Raw genomic sequence first — 25,137 nt, 5'->3', positions numbered from 1 at the left:
GAAGGACGTGCTCCCATGACCGATCCCGTCTCCCCGCCCGCGTTCGGTCTGGAGCTCGGCCCAGAGGTCCAAGAAGTGCGGGACTGGGTGCACGGTTTCTCCCGCGACGTGATCCGTCCGGTGGCCGCGGAATGGGACGAGCGCGAGGAGACGCCGTGGCCGGTGCTTCGGGAGGCGGCGGCGATCGGGCTGTACTCGCTGGATTTCTTCGCCACTCAGTGGTTCGAGCCCAGCGGGGTGGCGATCCCCGTGGTCTACGAGGAGTTGTACTGGGGAGACCCCGGAATCGGGCTGGCGCTCACCGGGACGACGTTGGCGGCGGTCGCCGTCAGCGCCAACGGGACCCAGGAACAGCTGCTGGAATGGGTTCCGCAGATGTTCGGTACCCCCGACGACGTGCGCCTGGGCGCTTTCTGCTCCTCCGAGCCCGACGCCGGCAGTGACGTCGGGGCGATTCGCACCCGCGCGTCCTACGACGCAGCCACGGACGAGTGGGTCCTCGACGGCGCCAAGACCTGGGTCACCAACGGAGGAATCGCCGACGTGCACGTCGTCGTCGCCTCGGTGGCCCCCGAACTGGGTGCGCGTGGACAGGCCAGCTTCGTGGTCCCGCCGGGCACCGCGGGGTTGTCCCAGGGACAGAAGTTCAGCAAGCACGGTATCCGCGCCTCCCACACCGCCGAGGTCGTCCTCGACGGCGTCCGGGTTCCGGGGAGGTGCCTGCTCGGGGGAAAGGAGCGGCTCGACGAACGGCTGTCCCGCGTCCGCGAAGGCCGCGTTTCGGGCGGACAGGCCGCCATGAAGACGTTCGAGGCATCCCGCCCCACCGTGGGCGCCATGGCCGTGGGATGTGCCCGTGCGGCCTTCGAGTACGCCCGTGACTACTCCAGGGAGCGCACACAGTTCGGCCGTCCCATCGGGGACAACCAGGCCGTCGCCTTCACCCTCGCCGACATGGCCACCCGGATCGACGCCGCCCGCCTGCTGGTGTGGCGTGCGTCCTGGATGGCGCGCAACGGCAAGGAGTTCTCGCAGGCCGAGGGGTCGATGAGCAAGCTCTTCGCCAGCGAGACCGCGACCTGGGTCACCCAGAACGCGATCCGGCTGCTGGGCGGCAACGGGTACACCCGCGACTACCCGGTGGAGCGCTGGCACCGCGACGCCACCATCTTCACCATCTTCGAGGGCGCCTCGGAGATCCAGCGGCTGATCATCGGCCGCAGCGTCACGGGGTTGCCGGTGCGCTGAGCACGGCCCGGGACCGACACAGCGGATCAACCGGATTGTCGCACCCTGTGACCAGGAAAAAGCAGTATGAAGCGAGCCGTTGGACGTGTCAGCCGGGTTTTCCTGGGCAATCGTTGGGAATCCGGTAACGGTACGATCTCGACTGAAGACGCGCCGGCTGACGATTGGATTGATCCCGCTATGGCCGTGAGCTCCCCCGTTCGGTCTGAGCCCCGGAGCGCCGCACCCAGATCCGGCGCGACGCCGGTCGACACCGCGTGGCTGGACATCGCCCGTGTCGCGGCGATGGTCGCGGTCGTGCTGCTGCACGCCGCCGCTCCGGTCGTGACCGGTGGTTATACCGATTTCGGGACCGCCACTTGGTGGACCGCCAATGCGATCGATTCGATGCTGCGCTGGTGCGTACCGGTGTTCATCATGATCAGCGGAGCCCTGCTGCTCAAGCCCCGCCAGGAGGGGCTGCGCTCCTTCTACCAGCGCCGCTTTTCCCGGATCGGCATTCCGCTCGTGGTCTGGAGCGCCGTCTACCTCTCCCTCGAGCTCTTCTACCGGGGGGGTCTGACCTGGTCGGACGTTCCCGCCCGACTCTTCTCCGGCAGCCCCGAGCTCCACCTCTACTTCCTCTTCGTGTTGGCCGGTCTCTACGTCCTCACGCCCTTCCTGCGTCTCATCACCCGTTACGCCAGCACCCGGATGCTCTGGTGGTTCGCGATCCTGATGTCGGGACTGGGCCTGGTCGACGAGGCCATCGCGGCCTTCCAGGGGATCGGCGAGCCCAACGCGGTCACCCGCTTCCTGCCTTTCGTCGGGTACTACGTCATGGGGTACCTGCTGCGCGAGACCCGGCTGTCGGCCCGGTCCACTTGGATCGCCGGTGGTGTCTTCGTGGCCGTGACGGCGGTGACCGCCCTGGGCGTCGGAGCGTTCACGCTGCCGGCCCAGTCCATCACCGCTCCCGCCGGGTACCTGTACGACTACCTCTCGGTCAACGTCGTGATCATGTCCGTGGCCGCGTTCCTGCTGTTGCAGAGCCTGGGTTCGCGCTGGCGCCTGTTCACCGACCCCGACAGGGACACCGAGTCCGCCCGCCGTTGGCTCAAGACGTTCTCCGACCTCAGTTTCGGGGTGTTCCTCGTCCACCTGATCGTGCAGCGGGAACTGCGTGCCCTCACGGGTCTGCCCGACGACGCCCTGCTCATGACGGCGACCGTGCTGGTCCAAACCGTGGCGGTCATCGCGGTCAGCCTGGTCATCACCGCGCTGCTGCGCCGTATCCCGGGGTTGCGCGCCACCGTGTGACGCGGGGCGGTCGGTTTTTGCCGATGCTTGGCCTGGAGCGCACTCCAGGGAGCGGTCTCGTGGTCATGACGGACTACTACCCACCCACCAGCCCCTCGGCGGAGGTCAGTTCCGTTTCCCAGGTCGACGAGGCCGTGGAGGCCGTGGACCTGAGCCGTACCGCCGAGCAGCGCGCGTTTCTGGACGTCACGGGCTGATTCGAGACATTGGACCGGCTATGACCGCCCCGGCGTGTTTGTGGCCACGAAACGCATTGTTTTGGCTACAAACAGTTAGCATTCCGCGCATGACAACCGTTCTGCTGCTCATCGACGTCCAACGCAATATGCTCCAGCCCCCCGAGCCCGTCCCGGCTGCCGCCGAGGTCGCTCCGGTCCTGGCCGACCTGTTGGAGCGGGCCCGGTTCGCCGGAGCCCCGGTGGTACACGTGCGCAACAACGGGGGGCCCGACGACCCCGACGAGACGGGCACCTTCGGGTGGGAGCTCGTCTGCCGTCCCAGAACCGGCGAGCTCGTGGTCGACAAGACCGAACCCGACGCCTTCAGCGGAACCCCGCTGGCCGGGCTCCTTCCCGTGGGTGCCTCCGTCGTCATCGCCGGTATGCAGAGCGAGTTCTGTGTGCGGGCGACCGCGCGCGCGGCCATGCGCCGTGGGCACCCCGTCACGCTGGTACGGGGCGCCCACGCGACCTACGACGACGCCGCGCCCGCACACGGCATCTCCCAGGACGTGGAGAAGGAACTGGTCCACGAGGGAGCCGCGCTGGCCGACCTCGACGAGGTCCGTTTCGCCTGAGCGCGTCCGCTAGCTCGCGAGTCCGCCCAACATCTCGGGCAGCGCACCCTCGTGCACCACCGTCAGTCGCCTGGTCGCCCGCGTGATCGCCACGTACAGGTCGTGCCCGCCCTGCGGTGACTGGGCCACGATGCCCGACGGGGCCACCACGACCACGGCGTCGAACTCCAGTCCCTTGGCCTCGTGGACCGCCAACAGGGCGACCGGGGCGTCGAGGACGGTGGGGCCCGCGCCCACCGAGGCGTCCGGTAGCACCGCGGCGAGTTCGGCCACCCGCGAGGTCGGCACGATCACCGCGACGCGCCCGTCCCCGATCGCGGCGAGTTCGGCGGCCACCAGAGCCGGTAGACCGACGGGCAGCTCCGAGGCCGGCAGCCGCACCGCACGCGGCGCGGGCGCACCGTCGCGGACCGATTCCGGCGGTTCCTGCTCCGGTGCCACCGCGGCCAGGACATCGGTGGCGACCGCCATGATCTCCACCGGCGTGCGGTAGTTGACCATCAGCCGTTCCTCGCGCCAGCGGCCCTTGACGTGGGCGTCCAGCATCTGGGCCCATGAGCGGGCCCCCGCCGGGTCCCCGGTCTGGGCGGTGTCGCCCACCACCGTCATGGAGCGGGTCGGTACCCGGCGCATCACCATCCGCCACGCCATCGCGGAGAGTTCCTGCGCCTCGTCCACGATCACGTGGCCGTAGGCCCAGGAGCGGTCCTCGCCCGCGCGCTCGGCGGTGGTCAGGTACGACCCGCGGTCGCGGTTGCGCTCGGCCAGCCCGCGCGCGTCGATGAACCCCTGTCCGGCCAGCCCGGTGAGTTCCAGGACGCCCTGGGCGTAGTGTTCCTCCGCGCGACGCTCCCGTTCGGCCAGCCGCTCCATGGCCTTGGCCACCGCGTCGTCCTCTCCCAGGAGTTCGGCGGCCTCGTCCAGCAGCGGGACGTCGGCCACCGTCCATTCGGCTCCCGCGGCGCGGTGCAGCGCTTGCTGCTCGGTCCTGGACAGCCCGGCCCGGCCCGAGGCGGCCGTGCGCAGTGTGTCGGGAGCGGAGAAGAGGTCGCTCAGCAGCCGCTGGGGCGTCAAGAAGGGCCACAGCCGGTCCAGCGCCGCGCGCACCGCGTCCTCCTCCCACAGCATCGACCGTGCGTATTCCAGGTCTTCGGTGTCCAGGGGGCGGCCCAATTGCTTGGCCTGGTCCCGGGCCAGGGCGTTGAGCAGTTCCTTGACCACGACCTTGCGGGCGACGTTGTGCGGGCGGCGACTCGAACGCCCCCGGTCGCGGGCCCGTAGACAAGTCGCGCCGTCGATGCTGAGCACCATGTCGTCCACGCGGACCTGAATCCCCCGCCGCGGTGCGCGCTGGCGCCCGCGCACCGCGGCGCGAATCAGGTCGGCCATGCGCGGGTCTCCCTTCATCTGCGCGGTGTCGGGTTCTTCCGTCGCGGTGGCGTGCACTCCTGGAAACAGGCCGCCCAGTGTCGACAGCACAACGTCGGTTTCGCCGAGGGAGGGCAGGACCTGGCCGATGTAGCGCAGGAAGGTGGAGTTGGGGCCGATCACGAGTACACCGCGGCGGGCCAGGACGCGTCGATGGGTGTACAGCAGGTAGGCCGCGCGGTGCAGTGCGGCCACCGTCTTGCCGGTACCGGGCCCGCCCTGCACCACCAGCACGCCTGCCAGACCGGAGCGGATGACACGGTCCTGCTCGGTCTGGATGGTGGCCACGACGTCGCTCATCCGCCCGGTCCGCCCCTTGCGAAGGGTGGCCAGCAGCGCCGCTTCGCCCACCAGGGACCGGCGCTCGGTCTCGGTGAGTCCGTCCAGGTCGAAGACTTCGTCGTCCAGGTCGACCACGGTGCGGTCGCGCGTGTGCAGGTGGCGTCGGCGCACCAGGGGGCCGGGGGAGTTGGGGGTCGAGGAGTAGAACGGCTCGGCGGCCGGGGCGCGCCAATCGATCAGAATCGGTTCGTAGTCGGCGTCGCGCAGCCCGATCCGTCCGATGTAGAAGCGTTCGCCGGCTTCGGTGCCGTTGCCGCGGTGGTCGATCCGCCCGAAGCAGAGCCCCCGCTCGACCCCCGAGAGTCTGGCGAGCCGCCGGGACTGCTCGTCCGCGGTGACCTCCCGCTCGATCCGGGCCTGGCGGGTGCCGCCACCGCCCCGTCCGTGGGCCTCGCTCAACGCGGCCTCGGTCGCGGCCAGTACCGAGTCGAGCCGGGTGTAAAGCGCGCTGACGTACTCCTGCTCGGCAGCCAGCGCAGCGGCGCGTGCTCCCGCCCCCTCGGGCGAAGGGAGAGTTTGACGAAGGTCCATAGTCTTTGGTAGACTCCCGCCTCAAGGGTATCTATTTTTCTGTGGATGTAGTAGCCTACCAGTCGTGTCGGCTCCGCCCGCAGCAGATCACCGAGTCGGCCAGTCGCGCCCCACCGGCCCCCCGAAACGGCTAGACTCTCTTCCGATGCGATCGACACAGAAGCCCCATCAGTGGTGGCGCCGCTCCTAGGCGGCGTTTCTGGTTCGCATTCCCTCAGCACGTGACCAGCGACCGCCCGTACCGGCGGTCGTTTTTGCTGTCCGCAGGTTCGGGCTCTCGCGCCCGATCTTCCGCGTAAAGGACCGGCCCGTGGACACAAGCTCCCACTCCTACACCACAAGCGGCGGCATCGGCGTGCGCCGTGTCGCAGAGCCCTGCCACCCGGACGCCCTCGCCGCGCTGGTCGAGCGCGTCGAGCATCGGCGCGGCGGTGTTCTGTCCTCCGGCATGGAATACCCGGGACGCTACAGCCGCTGGCACCTGGGATACGTCGACCCCTGCCTGGAGATCTCCGCCCGCGGCAGGCGGATCAGCGCGATCGCCCTCAACGACCGGGGGCGGGTGCTCTTCGCCGCGGTGGCGGACCGACTCGCGGAGTGCGGTGCCCTGGTGGCACCGCGCGGTGCCGATCACATCGCGATCGAGGTCCCCGAGCCGTCCCCCGGTGAGTTCTTCACCGAGGAGCAGCGCAGCCGCCGCCCGAGCGTCTTCACGGCATTGCGCTCATTGGTGGCACTGTTCTTCAACGACACCGATCCGCACCTTGGCCTCTACGGCGCGTTCGGTTACGACCTCGCTTTCCAGTTCGAACCCATTGACCAGGTCCTGGAGCGGGCTGCCGAGGACCGGGACCTCGTTTTGCAACTGCCCGACGCGATCATCGTGCGCGACCGCAAGCGCGAAACCTGCGTGCGCTACTCCTACGAGTTCACCGCCTCCGACGGCACCGCCACCGACGGCCTGGAGCGGTCCACCCCGGCCACCCCGGCCGTGGTCGCCGCAGAGGTCCCCGCTCCGCCGGAGCCCGGCTCCTTCGCCGCTGTCGTGGCCGAGGCAAAGGAGAAGTTCCGGCGCGGCGACCTGTTCGAGGTCGTTCCCAGCCACCGGGTCTATGGGCCCTGCGCCTCTCCGGCCCGCTTCTACGAGCGGTTGCGCGAGCGAAACCCCGCGCCCTACGAGTTCTTCTTCAACCTCGGCGAGGGCGAGTACCTCGTCGGGGCCTCGCCCGAGATGTTCGTACGGGTCTCCGGCGCCCCCGGGCAGGGGCAGCGGGTGGAGACCTGTCCCATCGCCGGCACCATCAAGCGAGGCGACACCCCCCTGGGCGATGCCGAGAACATCAAGGAGCTGCTGTCCTCCCCCAAGGAGGAGTCCGAGCTGACGATGTGCACCGACGTGGACCGCAACGACAAGTCGCGGGTATGCGAGCCGGGCAGCGTCCGAGTGATCGGGCGCCGCCAGATCGAGATGTACAGCCGTCTCATCCACACCGTCGACCACATCGAGGGAACCCTGCGTCCCGAGTTCGACGCCCTGGACGCCTTCCTCACCCACATGTGGGCCGTCACCGTCACCGGTGCGCCGAAGACCTGGGCCATGCGCTTCATCGAGCAGCACGAGAGCGCGCCCCGGCGCTGGTACGGCGGGGCGGTCGGGGTGATCTCCTTCGACGGTTCGATGAACACCGGCCTCACCCTGCGTACCGCCCATATCCGCGACGGTGTGGCCGCGGTGCGCGCCGGGGCCACACTGCTCTACGACTCCGACCCCGAGTCCGAGGAGCGCGAGACCTACCTCAAGGCCCGGGCGTTGCTGGAGACCTTGGCCGACGCCGACGCCGACGACTCGGCCGCGCAGGACCGGCCCGGAGCCCGGGAAGCCGGGCCGGCCCCGCTTCCCCGGGCGGGGGAGGGGATGCGCGTGCTCCTCGTCGACCACGAGGACTCGTTCGTCAACACCCTGGCCGACTATGTGCGCCGCCACGGCGCGCAGGTCACCACGGTGCGCCACGGCTTCGCCCCCGAACTGCTGGACGAGTTCGCTCCCGACCTGGTGGTCCTGTCGCCGGGCCCCGGCCTGCCGGCGGACTTCGCGATGAATGCGCTGCTGGACGAACTGGACGCCCGATCGCTGCCGGTCTTCGGTGTGTGCCTGGGGTTGCAGGGCATGGTCGAGCACGCCGGCGGCGAGCTTCGGACCCTTGCCGAGCCGGTACACGGCAAACCGGGCAGGGTGCTGGTAAGCGGTGGTGCGCTGCTGGGCGATCTGGGTGCGGACGGGGCGTTCGCCGCCGCGCGGTACCACTCCACCTACACCACGCGCGATCTCGTCAAGGGGTATGCCGTCACGGCGGTCGTGGAGGACGGGCCCGAGCCGGTGGTCATGGCGATCGAGGACGCCGGGGCCAAGCGGTGGGCTGTGCAGTTCCATCCGGAATCGATCCTGACCGCCTCTGTGGGCGAGCAGATCATCGCCAACGCACTGCGTCTGGCGCGCGGCTGAGGAGATTCCCAGGGGCACCCGGGAACCCCCGGGCAGGCTGGTTCGTTGGTTTATAGCCGGTCCGGGGGGTTCGCTTCAAGGTTTCTTTGTGTCCTTGACCTGCACAATTACTGTTCTAGACGATCCAGTTTGTTTTCCTTGGGGGCGCGGGGGCAGTCGGTAGGCCATGAGCATCGTTCTTCTTATTCTCGGTATCGTCCTCATCGTCTCCGGCGTTGCCGCCCTGCTGCGGCGCCAGCTCCTGTGGGGAGTCGTCCTCCTCGTCGTGGGCGTTCTGCTCACCCCCAGCGGTTACATCGCTGGTTTGTGAGGACCGTTACCCATCCACCCCGCCCACCATCGACTGACGTCCCTGACCCGAAATCTTCCCAGGTCAGTTAGGCGGTCATTCCCCGTCCCCGCTGGATGCTAGGTTCGATAACGGTCCCGGCTGCACCCCTTCGCTGGGTGCAGCCGGGACCGTTAGCTTTGGACGACCCAAGTAGGGAAGAGAACCGGTGAAGAGCGTCGAACCCGAGGTCCGCCTTGTTGCCCGACCGCAACTGGACTACGACGAGGTCGCCGGCTACCTCGCCGAGGTCGGGGGCAGCAGCTGGCTGGAACGTCTGGACCGGGGCGATCTGGAGAACACCCTCAATGACCCGCAGAACCTCGCGGAGTTCGCCGGGCGGCTCTGCTACCGCTCGTGGGAACCCGGTCTCAACCCCAACGTCACCCGGGTACGCACCGACCAGGACGCCTACCTCTCCAACATCCTCGCCAGCCTGCACGGCTCCGTCCTGGAACACATCAGCTTCAGTTTCGTGCTGCACAACGTCAGCCGGGTACTGACCCACGAACTCATCCGGCACCGTCCCGGCGTGGCGATCTCCCAGGAGTCGATGCGCTTCGTGCGCCTGGAGGACCTTCCCTTCTGGTTCCCCGAATGGGCGCAGGAGGATCCCGAGCTGATGAAGCGCGCCACCGAACTCCTCGGGCAGATGGAACAGTTCCAACTCTGGATGGCCGACCACTTCGGCCTCGACGAGGAGGGAGTGCCCTTCTCCGTGAAGAAGCACCGCACGTCGTTCATGCGCCGCTTCGCCCCCGAGGGCGTGGCCACCGGCCTGGTGTGGACTGCCAACGTCCGCACCCTGCGCCACACCCTGGAAGCGCGTACCGCCCCGGGAGCCGAGGAGGAGATCCGGTTGCTGTTCGACAAGATCGGCACGGTCCTGGTGAGGGAGGCCCCCGCACTGTTCGGCGACTACGAGGTCGTCGACGGTGCCTGGACGCCCAAATGGCGCAAGGTCTGACCCGCTGACGACCGTGGCCCCGCACCCCTGCACGGGGGCGGGGCCACGCTGCTCTCAGCAGCACCGGCTCCCGGGATGGGTGTCGCCGCGGTCGGTGTGGTGGCGCCAGAACTCGCGTTCGCCCATCGGCGGGGTGCCGGCGTGGGTGCGGGCGTGGTGCTCCAGATAGATCTCGTAGGCACGCTCGCCGACCACGCCCCGCGCGATCTGCCAGGCGCTCGACAATCCCCGGGCCAGGGTCGCCCAGCCCTGTCGGAGCCGGCCGCCCATCAGCGACCCTCGGTGTCCGCGGCTCCCGCGGCCGCGCGCTCACGCGCGATCTGCCGTTCGGCCGCGGTCGGGACGAGCCCCGAAGGGGCCCACAGCTTCGACTGCACGTACGGTTCCTCGGTGGTGGGCAGCTGTCCGCCCGCGCGCAGCGCCTTGATCCAGACCCGGGCCGCGTCCACCAGGATCACGATGATCAACAGTGCGAACAAGGCGGACAGCACCCCGTCCACGGTGGTGTTGACCACGACCTGGCGCATCTGGTCCACCGTCGCGGCCGACCCCAGCGAGGTCTCCCCGTTGGCCAGCGCCTCGGAATACTGGGCGCGCTGGGCGAAGAACCCGATCTTGGGGTCGGCGGAGAAGATCTTCTGGTAGCTGGCGGTCAGTGTCACCACCACGTCCCAGACCAGCGGAACCAGGGTCACCCAGGCGTACTTGGCCCGCCCGGACTTGATCAACAGGGTCGTGCACACCGCGAGCGCCACCGCCGCCAGCAGTTGGTTGGCGATGCCGAACAACGGGAACAGCTGGTTGATCCCACCCAACGGGTCGTTGACCCCAGCCCACAGGAAGTAGCCCCATCCGGCAACGACCAGGGCGCTGGTCAGGTACAGACCCGGTTTCCAGCTGACGTCGCGCATCGGCTTGTAGACGTTGCCGAGGGTGTCCTGGAGCATGAACCGTCCCACCCGGGTGCCGGCGTCAACGGTGGTCAGGATGAACAACGCCTCGAACATCACTGCGAAGTGGTACCAGAACGCCATCATCGCCTGCCCGCCGAACACCGCGGAGAAGATCTGGGCTGCGCCCAGCGCGAAGGTCGGAGCGCCGCCGGTCCGGGCGATCACACTGTCCTCGCCGATAGCGTCCGCGGTGGCTTGCAGGGTCTCGGGCGTCACCGTGAAACCGAGTTGGCTCACCGTGGCGGCCGCCCCTTGGACCCCTTCGCCCAGGGCCCCGGCCGGCATGTTCATCGCGAAGTACACGCCCGGGTCGATGACGCAGGCTGCGACCAGTGCCATCACCGCCACGAACGACTCGGTCAGCATGCTGCCGTAGCCGATCATCCGGACCTGGGACTCCTTTTCGATCAGCTTGGGCGTGGTGCCCGAGGCGATCAGCGCGTGGAACCCCGACAGCGCGCCGCAGGCGATCGTGATGAACACGAACGGGAACAGCGAGCCGGCGAAGACCGGCCCCTCACCGTTGAAGGCGAAATCGGTGAAGGCCGGCAGTTGGAGGCTGGGCATCGCCACGATGATGGAGATGGCCAGCAGCACCACCACGCCGATTTTCATGAAGGTGGAGAGGTAGTCGCGAGGGGCCAACAGCATCCACACCGGCAGGACCGAGGCGATGAAGCCGTAGACGATGAGGCCGAAGGTCAGCTCGTTGTGGCTGAAGTGGAAGAGCTCGGCCAGCACCGGGTCGGCCGCGACCCATCCGCCGCCCACGATCGCCGCCAACAGCAGCACCACCCCGATGCCCGATGTCTCCATGACCCGGCCGGGACGTACGTAGCGGAGGTAGAACCCCATGAACAACGCGATCGGGATGGTCATGATCAGGGAGAAGGCGCCCCAGGGGGAGTCGGCGAGCGCGTTGACCACGACCATGGCCAGGACCGCCAGCAGGATCACCATGATCGCCAGCACCGCGACCAGTGCGGCGACCCCGCCCACCGGGCCGATCTCCTCACGGGCCATCTGCCCGAGGCTCTTGCCGTTGCGGCGCATCGAGAAGAACAGCACCACCATGTCCTGCACGGCGCCGGCGAAGATCACGCCCAGGATGATCCACACCGTTCCCGGCAGGTATCCCATCTGTGCGGCGAGTACCGGCCCCACCAGCGGGCCGGCGCCGGCGATGGCGGCGAAGTGGTGGCCGTAGAGCACGCGACGGTCGGTGGGATGGAAGTCCGCGCCGTTGTTCACCCGCTCGGCCGGGGTGGCGCGGGTGTCGTCCACCCGCAGGACCCGGTAGCTGATGAAGCGGGCGTAGAAGCGGTAGCCGATGGCGTAGGACGCCAGGGCCGCGAAGATCAGCCAGGCCGCCGAGATCTCCTCGCCCCGGGACAGGGCGATGACGGCCCATGCCACGGCGCCGACCAGGGCGACCGCCACCCAGACGAGAACGCGGACGGGGGTCCAGCGGGGTGGTTCGTTCGCCCCCTTGTGAACCGTGCCGATGGTGGTCACGCGCGCCCCCTTGCGATGGTGGATCGTCGATGAGCGATCGGGCGCGATTTAACCATGTCTTCACATAAAGCGTAAGTAGTCGTAGCGCAGCGTGATCGGATTCGATGCGAAGAAGTCGGGGAGACAGCCGGAGCCGTCGACACGGAACCGGGGGTACCGGTCGTTTCGGTACCCCCGGTTTTGGGTGGTGCCCGCCGATTCGCCGGCAGGGTCAGAGTGCGGAGCGGTCCAGGATCTCGTCGGCCGCGGTGGCGGCCGGCGCGGCGAGGTCGTGCTCCTCGGCCTCGGTCTCCTCCCGGGAGCCGCTCTGCTCCTCCCCGATCGCGGTCAGGTCGTGATAGATCCGCGAGCGTCGCACCCCCGCTGCCCGTAGGTCCGGGACCATGGCGCGCACCATCTCCGGCGGTCCGCACACGTAGGCGTCGTGGTCGGCCAGGGAGCCCAGGGCGGGCAGGGCGTCGCGGAGTCTGCCGTGCACCACCTCGCCGATGGACTCGCCGTCGGGCGCCTCCCGGGACAGACGTTCGTCGTCGGACTCCCGCTCCAGCACCGAGACCACCCGCAGCCAGGGATAAGTGGCCCGCAGCTTCATGAGGTCGGGGATCTCGCTGAGGTGGTCGCGATCACCCGCACCGTACAGCAGCACGACGTTGCGGCGGTTGGGCAGGCTCACCACTTGCTCCAGGATCGCCTTGACGGGGGCGATCCCGCTGCCTCCCGCCACGCACACCAGGTCGCGATCGGAGGTTGCGTCGAGCACCATCGATCCCAGCGGTGGGCCCAGCAGTACCCGGTCGCCCAGTCGGGTGTGGGTGACCAGGGCGTTGCTCACCCATCCCCCCGCCACGCCGCGCACGACCAGGCGGAGCAGGTTGTCGTTGCGCGGTGCGTTGGCGATGGAGTAGGAGCGCCACACCCGCGGCCAGCGTGCTGCCTGGAGCGACAGGTACTGACCGGGGAGGTAGGAGTAGGGCTGATTGGGTCGCAGGGTGATGCGCGCGAGGTCACGGCAGGGCCGTTCCAGGTCGATGACCTCTGCGTGCCACCAAGGGGGAGCCCACGCAGAGTGTTCCTCGGCGGCCTCGATCATCATCCGGGCGGCCAGGGCATAGGCGTCCGACCATGCTTGGGCGGCTTCGACGCTCCATGCGGTACCGCTGAACTTGCGCACAGTGGTCAGCAGCGCTGCCCCGACCGCGTCGTAATGGCCGGCTTCCACCCCGAACTTGCGGTGATCGCGGCCGAGGTGGCCCAAGAACCCCGATAGGGTGTCCGGACTTTCCAGGTTCTGCACGATCGTGACCAGTGCGCTGAACAACCGGTCGCGTTGGACGTCCATTGCGGGCGGGAACATCGCGCGCAGGCGTGGGTTCTCCGCGAAAAGCCGACCGTAGAAGTATGCGGTGGCCCGTTCGGTCTGTTTCTCGACTTCGGTGAATGTGTCTCTGATAAGGCCTGGGTTCAACGGCATGAAGTGACCCGTCCCCTTCGGATCGCGTGGGCGACTAACCGCCCCTCCCCGCGGCGGTCGCGGCCGCTGGGCCGCTGCTGGCGGCTCCAATCGCCACCGATGTGTCGACTGGAGCGCCTTGCGCTGAAGTGTGGCACCCATTTTCGGGGCCAACAACCGATTCTCAATAATTACGCACGGTGTTTACGGTTCGTTTTGTCTCGTTACTTTCCGTGATTGAAACATTCTCCTGCGCGACTCGATATCAATGTGATAAAGGCATTCGGAGGTGCGCGGACGTCTCCGTGTGGGCATAGTCGGGTCTTCCCCCAGGTGGTGCCGCGCGGTCGCGGCGGGGGCGGCTTTTGGCAGCCGTCGTTGCTTTGCGTAACAAATAAGACAGTCCGGTGAAGTGTTGTTAATGTCGTTATCGGTTCAGTCGCGACAAGTCGGCCAATACGCTTTTCGCGCCATCATCGGCACGGCCTCGCCCCCCACGTCCGGCCGGCGCCATCCTGCAGGAGGAGAACGCATGTCCCGCCCGCTCATCGGGATCACGAGTTGCCTCGAACCCGCGCGATGGGGGGCCTGGATCCGGGAGGCGGCGGTCGTGGCCACTCCCTTCCTGCGCGAGGTGGACCGTGCAGGCGGCCTGCCGGTGGTCCTCGCGCCGGTCCACCCCCGCGGCGTCCCCGAACTCGTCGAGCGTTTCGACGCGCTGGTCTTCACCACCGGTGCCCCGGTCGGGGCGGAGGTCCACGGGGTCGACTCCGGGCCCGGCGCGCCCGAGCCCGATGCGCGGCGCGACCGTTTTGAGATCGCCTTGATCCAGGCGGCGATCGCCGCCGGGCGGCCCTTCCTCGCCATCGACCGCGGACTTCAGGTCCTCAATGCGGCTGCCGGAGGTGCCCCTTTCCCCTATGTCCAGGAGGGCGCCTCCCGGCTCGCCGACGTCGATGTGGCGGTGAGCCTCACCAGCAGCCTGGGCAAAGCGGTCGGCGACTCGGTCAGGGTCCGTCGTGCGCCCGGTCCCGGTATCAACCGGGTCGGTTCCGGCCTGCTGCCCGTGGCGTGGGACGACGAGCAGGCCGTCCAGGCATTGGAGGTCTCGGGGAACGGGTTCGGGATCGGAGTACGGTGGCACCCGGAGGAGGGAACCGACCGCCGGTTGTTCGAGGAGCTGGTTGCCAAGGCCGCCCATTGAGCCACAGCCCCCGGCGCACCGCCCCCGGGCGCGGTGCTTTCACCGTCCTGTCGTTACGCTGAGTATGCGTCATGGTTGCGGCGTGCCCGCGCGTTGAGTTTTTGTCGTTTATGCGAAGATTCAACGGGAATCGGGTGGCGGCTGAGGGTGACGCCTACCCGTGCGGCAGTGGGTAGTCTCGAAGCACAGGGGCAGGGGAGGTGGGATGGCGATCTCGACGAGCGCGGGTTCCGGGGCGGACCGCATCTGGACGGTTCCGAACCTGATCAGCATTGTTCGCCTGCTCGGTGTGCCGCTGTTCCTCTGGCTGGTCCTTGGGCCCCAGGAGGACTGGTGGGCCCTGCTGCTCCTCGCCATGGCCGGCGTCTCCGACTGGCTGGACGGCAAGATCGCGCGCGCCTGGAACCAGACCAGTCGGCTGGGTACGGTCCTGGACCCCATGGCCGACCGGCTCTACATCTTCGCGGCCCTGCTCGGCCTGGTCGTGCGCGACATCGTCCCGTGGTGGCTGATGGCGATCCTGGTCCTGCGCGATCTGCTGATCATCGTCGCGCTGCCCATTCTGCGCCACTACGGCTACGGGCCGCTTCCGGTCAATTTTGCGGGCAAGGCCGCGACGCTGTGCCTGCTCTACTCCTTTCCACTGCTGTTCGTCGCCGCATATGACGGCATTGTCGGCGATGTCGCGCAAATCGTGGGTTGGGCCTTCGCGATCTGGGGAACTGCTATCTACTGGTGGGCCGGATTGCTCTACACGGTCCAGGGACTGCGGCTCATGCGACAGAGCCGTGGCCTGGATCGCCCCACCGGGTCCGAACAAGGGCCCGGGGCGCCTGAAGTCGATTCGGCCGACGATCCCGATGTGATCGAACGCGGTGCCCAGGCGTAAGAGGCGCCGACCGCGTGGCCGGTGACTTCCGGGCCACCGACCAGCGAAGGAAGGGAGCGCGTCCCCACCATGAAAGCCCGCGTTAGGGCGTCTCGCCGCATGTTGACCGGGGCCCGGAGGTGGCCGCGATGAAGGCCGTTGTCATGGCCGGCGGAGAGGGCACACGCCTGCGCCCGATGACCGCGAACCAACCCAAACCGCTCCTTCCGGTCGTCAACCGACCGATCATGGAGCACGTTCTCCGGTTGCTGAAACGGCACGGATTCGACGACACCGTCGTCACCGTGCAGTTCCTCGCCACCCTGATCCGGAACTACTTCGGTGACGGCGAAGAACTGGGAATGAACCTGCGCTACGTCGCCGAAGAGGTCCCGCTCGGCACCGCAGGCAGTGTCAAGAACGCCGAGGAACACCTGCGCGGTGAACCGTTCATCGTCATCTCCGGCGATGCGCTCACCGACATCGACCTCACCGACATGGTGCGCTTCCACCGTGAGAACGGCGCGATGGTCACCATCGGGCTCAAGCGGGTGGCCAATCCGCTGGAGTTCGGCATCATCATCGTTGACGACGCGGGCCGCATCCAGCGGTTCCTGGAGAAGCCGACCTGGGGCCAGGTCTTCTCCGACACCGTCAACACCGGCATCTACATCATGGAACCCGAGGTCCTCGACCAGTTCGCCGCGGGCGAGAACGTCGACTGGTCCTCCGATGTCTTCCCCAAGCTCCTTGAGGCCGGCGCCCCGCTCTACGGCTACATCGCCGAGGGCTACTGGGAGGACGTGGGCACCCACGAGAGCTATCTGAGCGCCCAGGCCGACGTGCTCTCGGGCAAGGTCGACGTGGAGATCGACGGTTTCGAGATGTCCCCGGGCATCTGGGTCGCGGAGGGTGCGGAGGTCGACGCGGACGCCGTCCTCAAGGGCCCGCTCTACATCGGCGACTACGCCAAGGTGGAAGCAGGCGCGGAGCTGCGCGAGTACACCGTGCTCGGCAGCAACGTCGTCGTGCGCTCCGAGGCGTTCCTGCACCGCGCAGTGGTGCACGACAACGTCTACGTGGGCACCGGCACCCACCTGCGCGGCTGTGTCATCGGCAAGAACACCGACATCATGACCGGTGCTCGTGTCGAAGAGGGCACGGTCGTCGGTGAAGAGTGCGTCATCGAGTCCGAGGCGTATCTCGCCAACAACATCAAGGTGTACCCGTTTAAGACGATCGAGGCCGGCGCGGTCGTCAACGCCAACGTCATCTGGGAGTCCAAAGGGCAACGATCGCTGTTCGGGCCCCGTGGCGTGTCCGGCCTCATCAACGTCGAGATCACCCCCGAACTCGCCGTTCAGTTGGCCAGCGCCTACGCCACCACGCTGAAGAAGGGCGCGGTGGTCACCACCTCCCGGGACGCCTCTCGGGCCGCGCGGACGTTCAAGCGGGCCGTGATCAGCGCTCTCACGGCAGGGGCCATCAACGTCGAGGACCTGGAGGCGGTGCCACTGCCGGTGGCGCGCTTCCACACCTCACGGTCGGGGCTCAGCGGCGGGATCTCGCTGCGCACGACCCCCGGGGACCCGCAGTCGGTGGACATCATGTTCCTCGACGAGACGGGGGCCGACCTCTCTCCGGCTGCCCAGCGCAAGCTGGAGCGGGTGTTCTCCCGGCAGGAGTACCGGCGTGCCTTCCCGGGCGAGATCGCCGAGCTCTCCTTCCCCTCGCGCGACGTCGAGGTCTACACCCATGAGCTGCTGCGCAGGATCGACACCTCCGGTGTGGACGGGGCCGATCTCAAGGTCGTGGTGGACTGCGCCGGCGGAACCGGTTCGCTGATCCTGCCGTCCCTGCTGGGGCGGATCGGAGCAGAGGTCCTCACCGTCAACAACCGGTTGGACGAGGACTCGCCCACCGACACCCTGGCCAAACAGATGCGCGACCTCCAGCGGCTGGGCGAGCTGGTGGGATCCTCGCGTGCTGACTTCGGGGTGCGCTTCGACCCTGTGGCCGAGCGGCTGTCCATCGTGGACGGCAACGGCGAGCTCGTGGAGAACGAGCGGGCCCTGCTGGTGGTGCTCGACCTGGTAGCTGCGGAACGTCGCGGCGGAAAGGTGGCGTTGCCCGTCACCACGACCAGGGTCGCCGAGAAGGTGGCGAACTTCCACGGGGTCGGCGTGGTCTGGACCCCGACGGCCACCGACGAGCTCACCAAGGCCGCCATGGCCGATGACATCGTGTTCGCTGCGGACGGCCGGGGCGGGTTCATCCTGCCGGAGTTCTCCCGGACCTCCGATGCGATCGCGGCGTTCGTCCGGTTGGTCGGCCTGGTGGCCCGCACCAAGTTGTCGCTCAGCCAGATCGACGACCGTATCCCGCGGGCGCACCTGTTGCGTCGTTCGGTGCCCACCCCCTGGGCGGTCAAGGGCAGCGTGATGCGTGAGGTGGTGGAGGCCGCGGAGGGCCGCGAGATCGACACCACCGACGGGGTCAGGGTCCTGGAGCCCGACGGTTCCTGGGCGCTTGTCCTGCCCGACACCGCCGAGGCGGTGACGCACCTGTGGGCCGAGGGGCCCGATGCCGACACCGCCCAGCGGCTGCTTGAGGAGTGGGCGGCCGTGGTCGAACGGGCCGAGGGTTAGGCCGCGGCCGGGCGGGTACTCGTCCGGCCGGCGCGCGTCCGGTGAAAGCCGTGCCGGGCGCGCGCTCGCGGTACGGTCCGACCCGCGGAACTCCCCAGGACGGCGCAGGTGTGGACAGCGCACAGATATGGTTTAGAGTCGAGTGCTCCTGGTGTAAGAGATGGTGAAAAAGGGGCGATTGCGCGGGATGAGAACGTGAGGCATGAAGCCTGACGGTGCGGCGGACGACGCCGCCGTAACCTGTTGATCACCAGCCGAATCAAGGACCGCCCCGTGCGGTAGGAGGCCGAGCCGACCTATGTCGAGCGTTTACTGCACGCAGTGCGGTCACGCCGTTGCGGACGATGCCCGTTTCTGCTCTAACTGCGGTTCCCCCATCAACAAGTCCGGGGGAGACCAACCGCGCGAGCGCATCGGCGAGACGACGTCCACCATCTCCATCTCCGGCATCCAGGCGCTGGAAGCCGAGAGCGACGGCGCGGACGAGGTGGGGCACGACCCCGCGGCCGTGGAGGCGCTCCCGGCGGGCACCGCGCTCCTCGTCGTCAAACGAGGTCCCAACGCGGGAAGCCGTTTCCTGCTGGACAAGGACGTCACCACGGCGGGGCGTCACCCCAACAGCGACATCTTCCTCGACGACGTGACCGTCTCGCGGCGGCACGTCGAGTTCTATCGCCGCGGTGGTTCCTTCGGGGTCCGTGACGTCGGCAGCCTCAACGGCACCTACGTCAACCGTGAGCGCATCGACGAGGCCGAGCTCGGCGGTGGCGACGAGGTCCAGATCGGCAAGTTCCGCCTGGTCCTGCTGACCAACCCGCGACGGGGCTGAGTCGCGCACACGAACGGGTGGGGGCGGAGGCATTTCCGGCCCCACCCGGATCACAGGTTTGCACCTCTCCCAACTCGGACAACCTTCTAGGGAAGACCGCTGCCGAGTGCGCGTGTGTCGGGGTGCCAACCACAGTTCCCGGCTCCGGGCAACTGCGCGTCGGGGGAGCGGGGGCCACCATGTCCCGCCCTGGACGGTTCGTGCGGATCTCGGCGGTGTACCGTGAAAGACGGAGCAGAGCGCACCCTGGGGTGTGTGTCCCTCCGAACGCGACGAGTCGTGGGACGGAGCCGCAGTGAAGCACATGGAGGTCGTCGGCGTCCGGGTCGAGATGCCCGCCAACCAACCGATTGTCCTACTCAAGGAGACCGATGGGGAGCGCTACCTCCCCATCTGGATCGGCGCGGTGGAAGCCACCGCGATCGCTCTTGCGCAGCAGGGCGTCAAGCCTGCCCGTCCCCTCACCCACGACCTGTTCCGCGATGTCCTGGACGCGTTGGACGCCACGTTGACCACGGTCAACATCACGGCCCTGGAGAACGGGATCTTCTACGCCGACCTGGTGTTCTCCAACGGTGTGGAGGTCAGCGCCCGCCCCTCCGACTCCATCGCGCTGGCGTTGCGCACGGGTACGCCGATCTATGCCCGTGACGACGTCATCGAGGAGGCCGGAGTGCCGATCCCCGATGAGCAGGAAGACGAGGTCGAGCGCTTCCGGGAGTTCCTCGACAACATCACTCCCGAGGACTTCGGCCGGACCACGTAGGCAGCCGTGACACCGCGTTGGCCCGTCAGACACCGCGGAGGACGACCATTCCGCGGTGCTTCGGCGAGCCGGTCGTTCCCCGGGATGCGACCCGGACGAAAGAACGTGAAGCGCGACGCGCCGAGGGCTGTCGTTGACGCTGTCCATGCCACCGGCTTACCGTCACTGTTGAAGCAACCTGCGGCGTCTCGCGTTATCTCCCCTTGTCAAACCGCCGCAGGTCGAGGAGCCGGAGGTTCGGCGTGGCGGTTATCAGCGGCAAGCAGCAAGCCTCCGACCACAGGCGGTCAGCCGTGCGGTTGGCCGGTGAGCAGGGCCTGCTGTGCGAACAGGACGTAGTGGGGCTGCCAATGGACGTCGGATACCGTGGACCCGCGGCCTGTGCGGCCGCGGGTATCACGTACCGTCAGCTCGATTACTGGGCGAGAACCCGGCTGGTCGAGCCCAGCGTCAGCGTGTCCGAGGACACGGTCGGCCAGCGCCTGTACAGCTTCCGCGACATCCTTGTCCTCAAGGTGGTCAAACGCCTCTTGGACACCGGGATCTCGCTCCAGCAGATTCGTACGGCGGTGGACCACCTGCGCCACCGCAACATCGCCGATCTCGCCCAGGTCACCCTCATGAGCGACGGGGTCAGCGTCTACGAGTGCACCTCGCCCAACGAGGTCGTGGACCTGCTCCAGGGCGGACAGGGCGTGTTCGGCATCGCGTTGGGGCGTGTCTGGCGTGAACTGGAAGGAAGCCTGAGCGAACTCCAGGGCGAGAACCTGTCGGCGGCCGACGCGCGGTCGGCGGACCCCCATCCCGGCGACGAGCTGGCCCGTCGGCGCCGCGAGCGCCGCACCGGCTGATCCGTAACCGCGCCGGCGACTTCCGGCGCGGATCCGGGGGCCAAGCGACGCGCAACCGGGTTTCCGGCGGGGCCGGGCGTGTGACCCGCTTCTCGCCACCGCGGGCACGGGCCCGATAGCACGGTCAGTACGATGGCTATGGCAGAGTACGCCACAGTTTCAGTACGAACAGCCGTTGATACCGCACGGGAGAGACCCCGACCACGGGGCGCCGACGGGGCAAGACTCCCCAGCTAACCTCTCAGGCACCAAGGACCGTGTGGATAGGCACTCTGGAGCACCACGCCCGCGGCGCGCCCGCGGTCACCGTGGGTGACAGAGGGGGAGACCAGGAGCAAGCCGCTCGTCGGCCCAGCGACCAGGAGGTCTCCATGCCGGATCAGCACGTCCCCGCGTACCGCGCTCCCGCCACCGTCTTCGCCGACCGCCACATCGGCCCCGACGAGGTCGAGCGCGCGGTCATGCTGGAGGCGGTGGGGTACGGCTCCACCGCGGAGCTGATGGCCGCTGCCGTCCCCAGCAGCATCCTGAGCGCTCCCGGAGCGCCGGCCGCCCTGGGCCTGCCCGAGCCCGCCAGCGAGACCGAGGCGCTGGCCGAACTGCGCGCGCTGGCCGACACCAACCAGGTACTCGTCTCGATGATCGGCCAGGGCTACTACGACACCGTCGTCCCCCCGGTCATCCTGCGCAACATCATGGAGAACCCGGCCTGGTACACCGCTTATACGCCCTACCAGCCCGAGATCTCCCAGGGCCGCCTCGAGGCACTGCTCAACTTCCAGACCATGGTTGCCGACCTCACCGGCCTGCCGGTCTCCGGCGCCTCCCTCCTGGACGAGGCGACCGCAGCCGCGGAGGCCATGACGCTGGCCCGGCGCGCCACCAAGAGCAAGAGCGCCAGTTTCGTCGTCGACTCCAACGTCTTCGGTCAGACCCTTGCGGTGCTGCGGACCCGTGCCGAGCCGCTGGGAATCGACGTCGTGGTCGCCGATCTGTCCGACGGTCTGCCCGAAGGCGACATCTTCGGTGTGCTCGTGCAGTACCCGGCTGCCTCCGGCGAGGTCCGCGACCCCCGGCCGCTCATCGAAGCCGCCCACGAGCGCGGCGCGCTGGCCGTGGTCGCGGCCGACATCCTGGCTCTCACCGTGCTGACCTCGCCCGGTGGGCTGGGCGCGGACATCGCGGTCGGCTCTACACAGCGCTTCGGCGTTCCCATGGGCTTCGGTGGTCCGCACGCCGGCTACATGTCGGTTCGCGAAGGACTCCAGCGCCAGCTTCCCGGCCGTCTGGTCGGAGTGTCGGTGGACGCCGCGGGCAACCCTGCCTACCGCCTGGCCCTGCAGACCCGCGAACAGCACATCCGTCGCGAGAAGGCCACCAGCAACATCTGCACCGCCCAAGTGCTGCTGGCCAACATGGCCGGGATGTACGCCGTCTACCACGGCCCCCGGGGACTGCGGGCAATCGCCGAGCGTGTCCACAGTCGGGCCGTCCTGCTGGCGGCCGGACTGCGTTCCGCCGGGGTCGAGGTGCTCACCGACGCCTTCTTCGACACCCTGCGGGTGCGCGTTCCCGGCTGGGCCGACGCCGTCGTCGAGGCCGCCCGCGAGGCGGGCGTCAACCTGTTCCGGGTGGACGCCGACACCGTGGGCATCTCCTGCGACGAGACCACCACCTCCGGACACGTCGCCCTGGTACTGAACGCGTTCGGGGCCAGAGTGCCCAACGACGCGGCCCCGGCGGCCCCGGTGCTGCCCGCCGCGCTGGCCAGGGAGGTCGACTACCTCGCCCATCCCGTGTTCAACACCCACCGCAGCGAGACCTCGCTGCTGCGCTACATGCGCCGACTGGCCGACAAGGACCTGGCCCTGGACCGCACGATGATCCCCCTGGGCTCGTGCACCATGAAGCTCAACGCCACGGCCGAGATGGAAGCCGTGACCTGGCCGGAGTTCGCCGGTCTGCACCCCTTCGCGCCGCTGGAGCAGGCGGCCGGCCTGGTGCGCGTCGTGCGCGACCTGGAGACGTGGTTGGCCGAGGTCACCGGCTACGACGCGGTGTCCCTGCAGCCCAACGCGGGTTCGCAGGGGGAGCTCGCCGGCCTGCTGGCCATTCGGGAGTACCACCGCTCCCGTGGTGACGCCGCACGCGAGGTCTGCCTGATCCCCAGCTCCGCGCACGGCACCAATGCCGCCAGCGCCATCATGGCGGGCATGCGCGTCACCGTGGTCGCCTGCGACGAGGGCGGCAACATCGACCTCGACGACCTGCGCGCCAAGATCGCCAAGACCGGTGACGCGCTGGCGGCGATCATGGTGACCTATCCGTCCACGCACGGCGTGTACGAGGACACCATCACCGAGGTGTGCCGTCTGGTGCACGAGGGCGGCGGCCAGGTATACGTGGACGGCGCCAACCTCAACGCCCTCGTCGGCTGGGCCAAGCCGGGCGAGTTCGGCGCCGACGTCAGCCACCTCAACCTGCACAAGACCTTCTGTATCCCGCACGGCGGCGGAGGCCCGGGTGTCGGTCCGGTGGCGGTGCGCGCGCACCTCGCCGACTTCCTGCCCAACCACCCCGCCCAGTCCGAGGCGGGCCCCTACACCGGCGTCGGCCCGGTCTCGGCCGCCCCGTTCGGTTCGGCGGGCATCCTGCCGATTTCCTGGGCCTACATCCGGATGATGGGGGAGGAGGGGCTGCGCGCGGCCACCGAGACCGCGGTGCTGGCCGCCAACTACGTCGCCAAGCGGCTGGCCCCCCACTACCCGGTGCTGTACGCGGGTACCGACGGCCTCGTGGCCCACGAGTGCATCATCGACATCCGCGGTCTGCAGAAGGCGACCGGTATCTCCAACGACGACCTCACCAAGCGGCTCATCGACTACGGGTTCCACGCCCCCACGATGTCCTTCCCGGTGGCCGGCACCCTGATGATCGAGCCCACGGAGAGCGAGGACCTGGCAGAGCTGGACCGCTTCGTCGACGCGATGGTCGCGATCCGCGCCGAGATCGACCGGGTCGCCGACGGCTCATACGAGCGGGAGGACAATCCGCTCAAGAACGCCCCGCACACCGCGGAGGCGCTGACCGCCGACGACTGGAAGCACGCCTACAGCCGGTCAGAGGCCGCCTACCCGGTGCCCTCGCTGCGCCGGTCCAAGTACTGGGTCCCGGTGGCGCGTATCGACCAGGCGTTCGGCGACCGGAACCTGGTCTGCTCCTGCCCGCCGCCCGAGGCGTTCGAGGAGTAACCGCTGCGGCGCGGTGGCGGCAGCCCGTTCCGACGGTGCCGTCGCCACCGCGATCCGATCGACACCGCCTTTCAATGATCTACAACGTAAAGACGGCGGGTTTGTCGCGTCGATCTTCCCGCGGACGGGCCTGTCCTGTTCTCTGCGGCGGACACAGCGGTTAGGCTCCCAACCGAGCCACTCAACCCCCTGCGTGGAAAGCGAATCATGACCGCCATGTCCGGCACCCCCCTGGATTCCGACGCAGGAGATTCCGACTTCGCGAGCCTGTGCGACCAGGCTCGCGACCTCGCCGAGGCCGGCCACCTGCGCCGCGCCGCCGCGATCTACGAACGGGTCGCCGCCGAGGCCGGGCCGTCCCGCCGGGCCCAGGCGTCCCTCGGACTGGCCGTGGTGCACGAACAACTCGGCGATCCTGCTGCCGCGCGCCGCGCGGATGAGAATGCGGTGGCCACCGGCCACCCCGAATTCGGTCCGCGCGCCGCCTACCACCTGGCGCTCCTCCACGAACGCGCCGGCGCGGCAGCCGAGGAGGCCGCGGCCTGGCGACAGGTCCTGGCCTTCGACAACGAGCGCTACCTCCAGGCCGCCCATCGCGGACTCGCGCGGCTGGCCGAGGAGCGCGGTGACGAGCAGGGAGCAGACCAACACTGGCAGTTGGCGCTGGAGGGGCAGGACGCCGCCGTGGTGGCCGCCACCGCTCACGACTACGCACGCGGGCTCCTGGCGCGCGGCGCGGTGACGCGGGCCGAAGAGGTCATCGCCCGGGGGCTCGCGGCGCAGGAGGACCCGGCCCTGCGCGTCCTGCTGGGTGCGGTGCACGTCGAGCGTGCGATCGCCGAGTTCGGTGCCGCCACGGCAGGGGGACCCGGCGGGCTCGACCCGATGGACACCGGTGTCGCCTACGAACTTCTGGCCCGCCTCCTGGCGGTACGCGGTGACGCCGATACCTCCGCGACCGCATGGGAGGAGGGGCTGGACCACCGTGATCCTTCCGTGGCAGCCGAGGTACGCACCCGGCTGCGCCGCGGTTTCCTCGTGCCCGACGCCGAGGACGCCGACACCGAGCCCGCTCCGTCCTGGTGGGACCCCTACCTGGAGGCGGCGGTCGCCCAGGACAGTGTGCCCATGCTCGCGGGGGAGCTCTTCCTGGCACTCGACCAGCTCTACAGCCACTTGGCGCTGCCCCATGCCAGCGGCGAGGCCCGGGCGGCTGCGCTGCGCGCCGTTGTGGAGCAGGCGGTCCGAGCACCCGGCGAGTACGTGTGGGGCCGTGCCCTGCACGACGATTTCCGTGAGCGGTTGCGCCGGGCGACCGGTGGTGACGTCCTGCCCCCGGGCTGGCCCGACTAGCGCAGCT

Annotated in this window: 19 protein-coding genes and 1 riboswitch; of the genes, 15 read left to right on the top strand and 4 right to left on the bottom strand. The window is 68.8% G+C overall.

The window, feature by feature from the left end; translation table 11 throughout:
• Positions 1-15: 15 nt before the first annotated feature.
• From QSJ59_RS00805 to QSJ59_RS00790, 4 genes are all read left to right on the top strand, one after another.
• Entirely contained in the window at positions 16-1,248 is a 1,233-nt protein-coding gene (locus tag QSJ59_RS00805) for an acyl-CoA dehydrogenase family protein (RefSeq protein ID WP_285756697.1), read from the top strand.
• A gap of 180 nt (positions 1,249-1,428) precedes the next feature.
• The gene (locus tag QSJ59_RS00800) at positions 1,429-2,547 is read left to right on the top strand and encodes an acyltransferase (RefSeq protein ID WP_432707392.1); all 1,119 of its coding nucleotides are present in this window, start codon (positions 1,429-1,431) and stop codon (positions 2,545-2,547) included.
• A 65-nt stretch (positions 2,548-2,612) separates the two neighbouring features.
• Entirely contained in the window at positions 2,613-2,744 is a 132-nt protein-coding gene (locus tag QSJ59_RS00795) for a hypothetical protein (RefSeq protein ID WP_285756695.1), read from the top strand.
• A gap of 89 nt (positions 2,745-2,833) precedes the next feature.
• Entirely contained in the window at positions 2,834-3,343 is a 510-nt protein-coding gene (locus QSJ59_RS00790; RefSeq protein WP_285756694.1) for an isochorismatase family protein, read from the top strand.
• A 9-nt stretch (positions 3,344-3,352) separates the two neighbouring features.
• Here the strand turns inward: QSJ59_RS00790 and QSJ59_RS00785 are convergent, their stop codons facing one another.
• A complete protein-coding gene (locus tag QSJ59_RS00785; protein ID WP_285756693.1) occupies positions 3,353-5,644 on the bottom strand; it encodes a HelD family protein in 2,292 nt (763 codons plus the stop codon).
• A gap of 310 nt (positions 5,645-5,954) precedes the next feature.
• On the opposite strand from QSJ59_RS00785, the gene QSJ59_RS00780 reads away from it, so the two are divergent.
• The 3 genes from QSJ59_RS00780 to thyX all read left to right on the top strand — a co-directional run bounded on the left by QSJ59_RS00780 (position 5,955) and on the right by thyX (position 9,442).
• Positions 5,955-8,147, top strand: a complete 2,193-nt coding sequence (locus QSJ59_RS00780; protein ID WP_285756692.1) for an anthranilate synthase component I — start codon at positions 5,955-5,957, stop codon at positions 8,145-8,147.
• Positions 8,148-8,313: 166 nt separating this feature from the next.
• Positions 8,314-8,457, top strand: a complete 144-nt coding sequence (locus QSJ59_RS00775; RefSeq protein WP_285756691.1) for a GPGG-motif small membrane protein — start codon at positions 8,314-8,316, stop codon at positions 8,455-8,457.
• A gap of 187 nt (positions 8,458-8,644) precedes the next feature.
• Positions 8,645-9,442, top strand: coding sequence for an FAD-dependent thymidylate synthase (gene thyX, locus QSJ59_RS00770; protein ID WP_285756690.1), 798 nt, complete (start codon positions 8,645-8,647; stop codon positions 9,440-9,442).
• Between the two features lie 54 nt (positions 9,443-9,496).
• On the opposite strand, the gene QSJ59_RS00765 is transcribed toward thyX, so the two are convergent.
• From QSJ59_RS00765 to QSJ59_RS00755, 3 genes are all read right to left on the bottom strand, one after another.
• Positions 9,497-9,712 (bottom strand): YbdD/YjiX family protein, encoded by a 216-nt coding sequence (locus QSJ59_RS00765; RefSeq protein ID WP_285756689.1) that lies wholly within the window; start codon positions 9,710-9,712, stop codon positions 9,497-9,499.
• Positions 9,712-11,901, bottom strand: a complete 2,190-nt coding sequence (locus QSJ59_RS00760) for a carbon starvation CstA family protein (protein WP_432707427.1) — start codon at positions 11,899-11,901, stop codon at positions 9,712-9,714. Before QSJ59_RS00760 ends, QSJ59_RS00765 begins: the two co-directional genes overlap by 1 nt.
• Positions 11,902-12,121: 220 nt before the next feature.
• Positions 12,122-13,381 (bottom strand): globin domain-containing protein, encoded by a 1,260-nt coding sequence (locus QSJ59_RS00755; protein ID WP_285756687.1) that lies wholly within the window; start codon positions 13,379-13,381, stop codon positions 12,122-12,124.
• 511 nt (positions 13,382-13,892) lie between these two features.
• Here QSJ59_RS00755 and QSJ59_RS00750 point away from each other — a divergent pair.
• From QSJ59_RS00750 to QSJ59_RS00715, 8 genes are all read left to right on the top strand, one after another.
• Positions 13,893-14,564, top strand: a complete 672-nt coding sequence (locus QSJ59_RS00750) for a gamma-glutamyl-gamma-aminobutyrate hydrolase family protein (RefSeq protein WP_285756686.1) — start codon at positions 13,893-13,895, stop codon at positions 14,562-14,564.
• 205 nt (positions 14,565-14,769) lie between these two features.
• Complete coding sequence (clsA, locus tag QSJ59_RS00745; RefSeq protein WP_285756685.1) at positions 14,770-15,453, top strand: cardiolipin synthase ClsA; 684 nt, start codon at positions 14,770-14,772, stop codon at positions 15,451-15,453.
• A gap of 128 nt (positions 15,454-15,581) precedes the next feature.
• Entirely contained in the window at positions 15,582-18,080 is a 2,499-nt protein-coding gene (locus tag QSJ59_RS00740) for a mannose-1-phosphate guanyltransferase (protein WP_285756684.1), read from the top strand.
• A gap of 298 nt (positions 18,081-18,378) precedes the next feature.
• Positions 18,379-18,909 carry an FHA domain-containing protein gene (locus tag QSJ59_RS00735; protein WP_285756683.1) on the top strand — a complete coding sequence of 177 codons (531 nt, stop codon included), beginning with the start codon at positions 18,379-18,381 and terminating at the stop codon, positions 18,907-18,909.
• A 295-nt stretch (positions 18,910-19,204) separates the two neighbouring features.
• Entirely contained in the window at positions 19,205-19,675 is a 471-nt protein-coding gene (locus QSJ59_RS00730) for a bifunctional nuclease family protein (protein WP_285756682.1), read from the top strand.
• 242 nt (positions 19,676-19,917) lie between these two features.
• A complete protein-coding gene (locus QSJ59_RS00725; RefSeq protein WP_285756681.1) occupies positions 19,918-20,526 on the top strand; it encodes a MerR family transcriptional regulator in 609 nt (202 codons plus the stop codon).
• 176 nt (positions 20,527-20,702) lie between these two features.
• Positions 20,703-20,794: riboswitch (glycine riboswitch) on the top strand.
• A 103-nt stretch (positions 20,795-20,897) separates the two neighbouring features.
• Positions 20,898-23,777, top strand: a complete 2,880-nt coding sequence (gene gcvP, locus QSJ59_RS00720) for an aminomethyl-transferring glycine dehydrogenase (protein WP_285756680.1) — start codon at positions 20,898-20,900, stop codon at positions 23,775-23,777.
• A gap of 216 nt (positions 23,778-23,993) precedes the next feature.
• Positions 23,994-25,130: a tetratricopeptide repeat protein gene (locus QSJ59_RS00715; RefSeq protein WP_285756679.1), complete on the top strand. Its 1,137-nt coding sequence runs from the start codon at positions 23,994-23,996 to the stop codon at positions 25,128-25,130.
• Positions 25,131-25,137: the final 7 nt, after the last annotated feature.

Origin of the sequence: Nocardiopsis ansamitocini (assembly GCF_030268225.1) — a bacterium.
Taxonomy (GTDB): domain Bacteria; phylum Actinomycetota; class Actinomycetes; order Streptosporangiales; family Streptosporangiaceae; genus Nocardiopsis_D; species Nocardiopsis_D ansamitocini.
The sequence above is the reverse complement of the archived record's forward strand: the minus strand, read 5'-3'. Positions and strand labels throughout refer to the sequence as shown.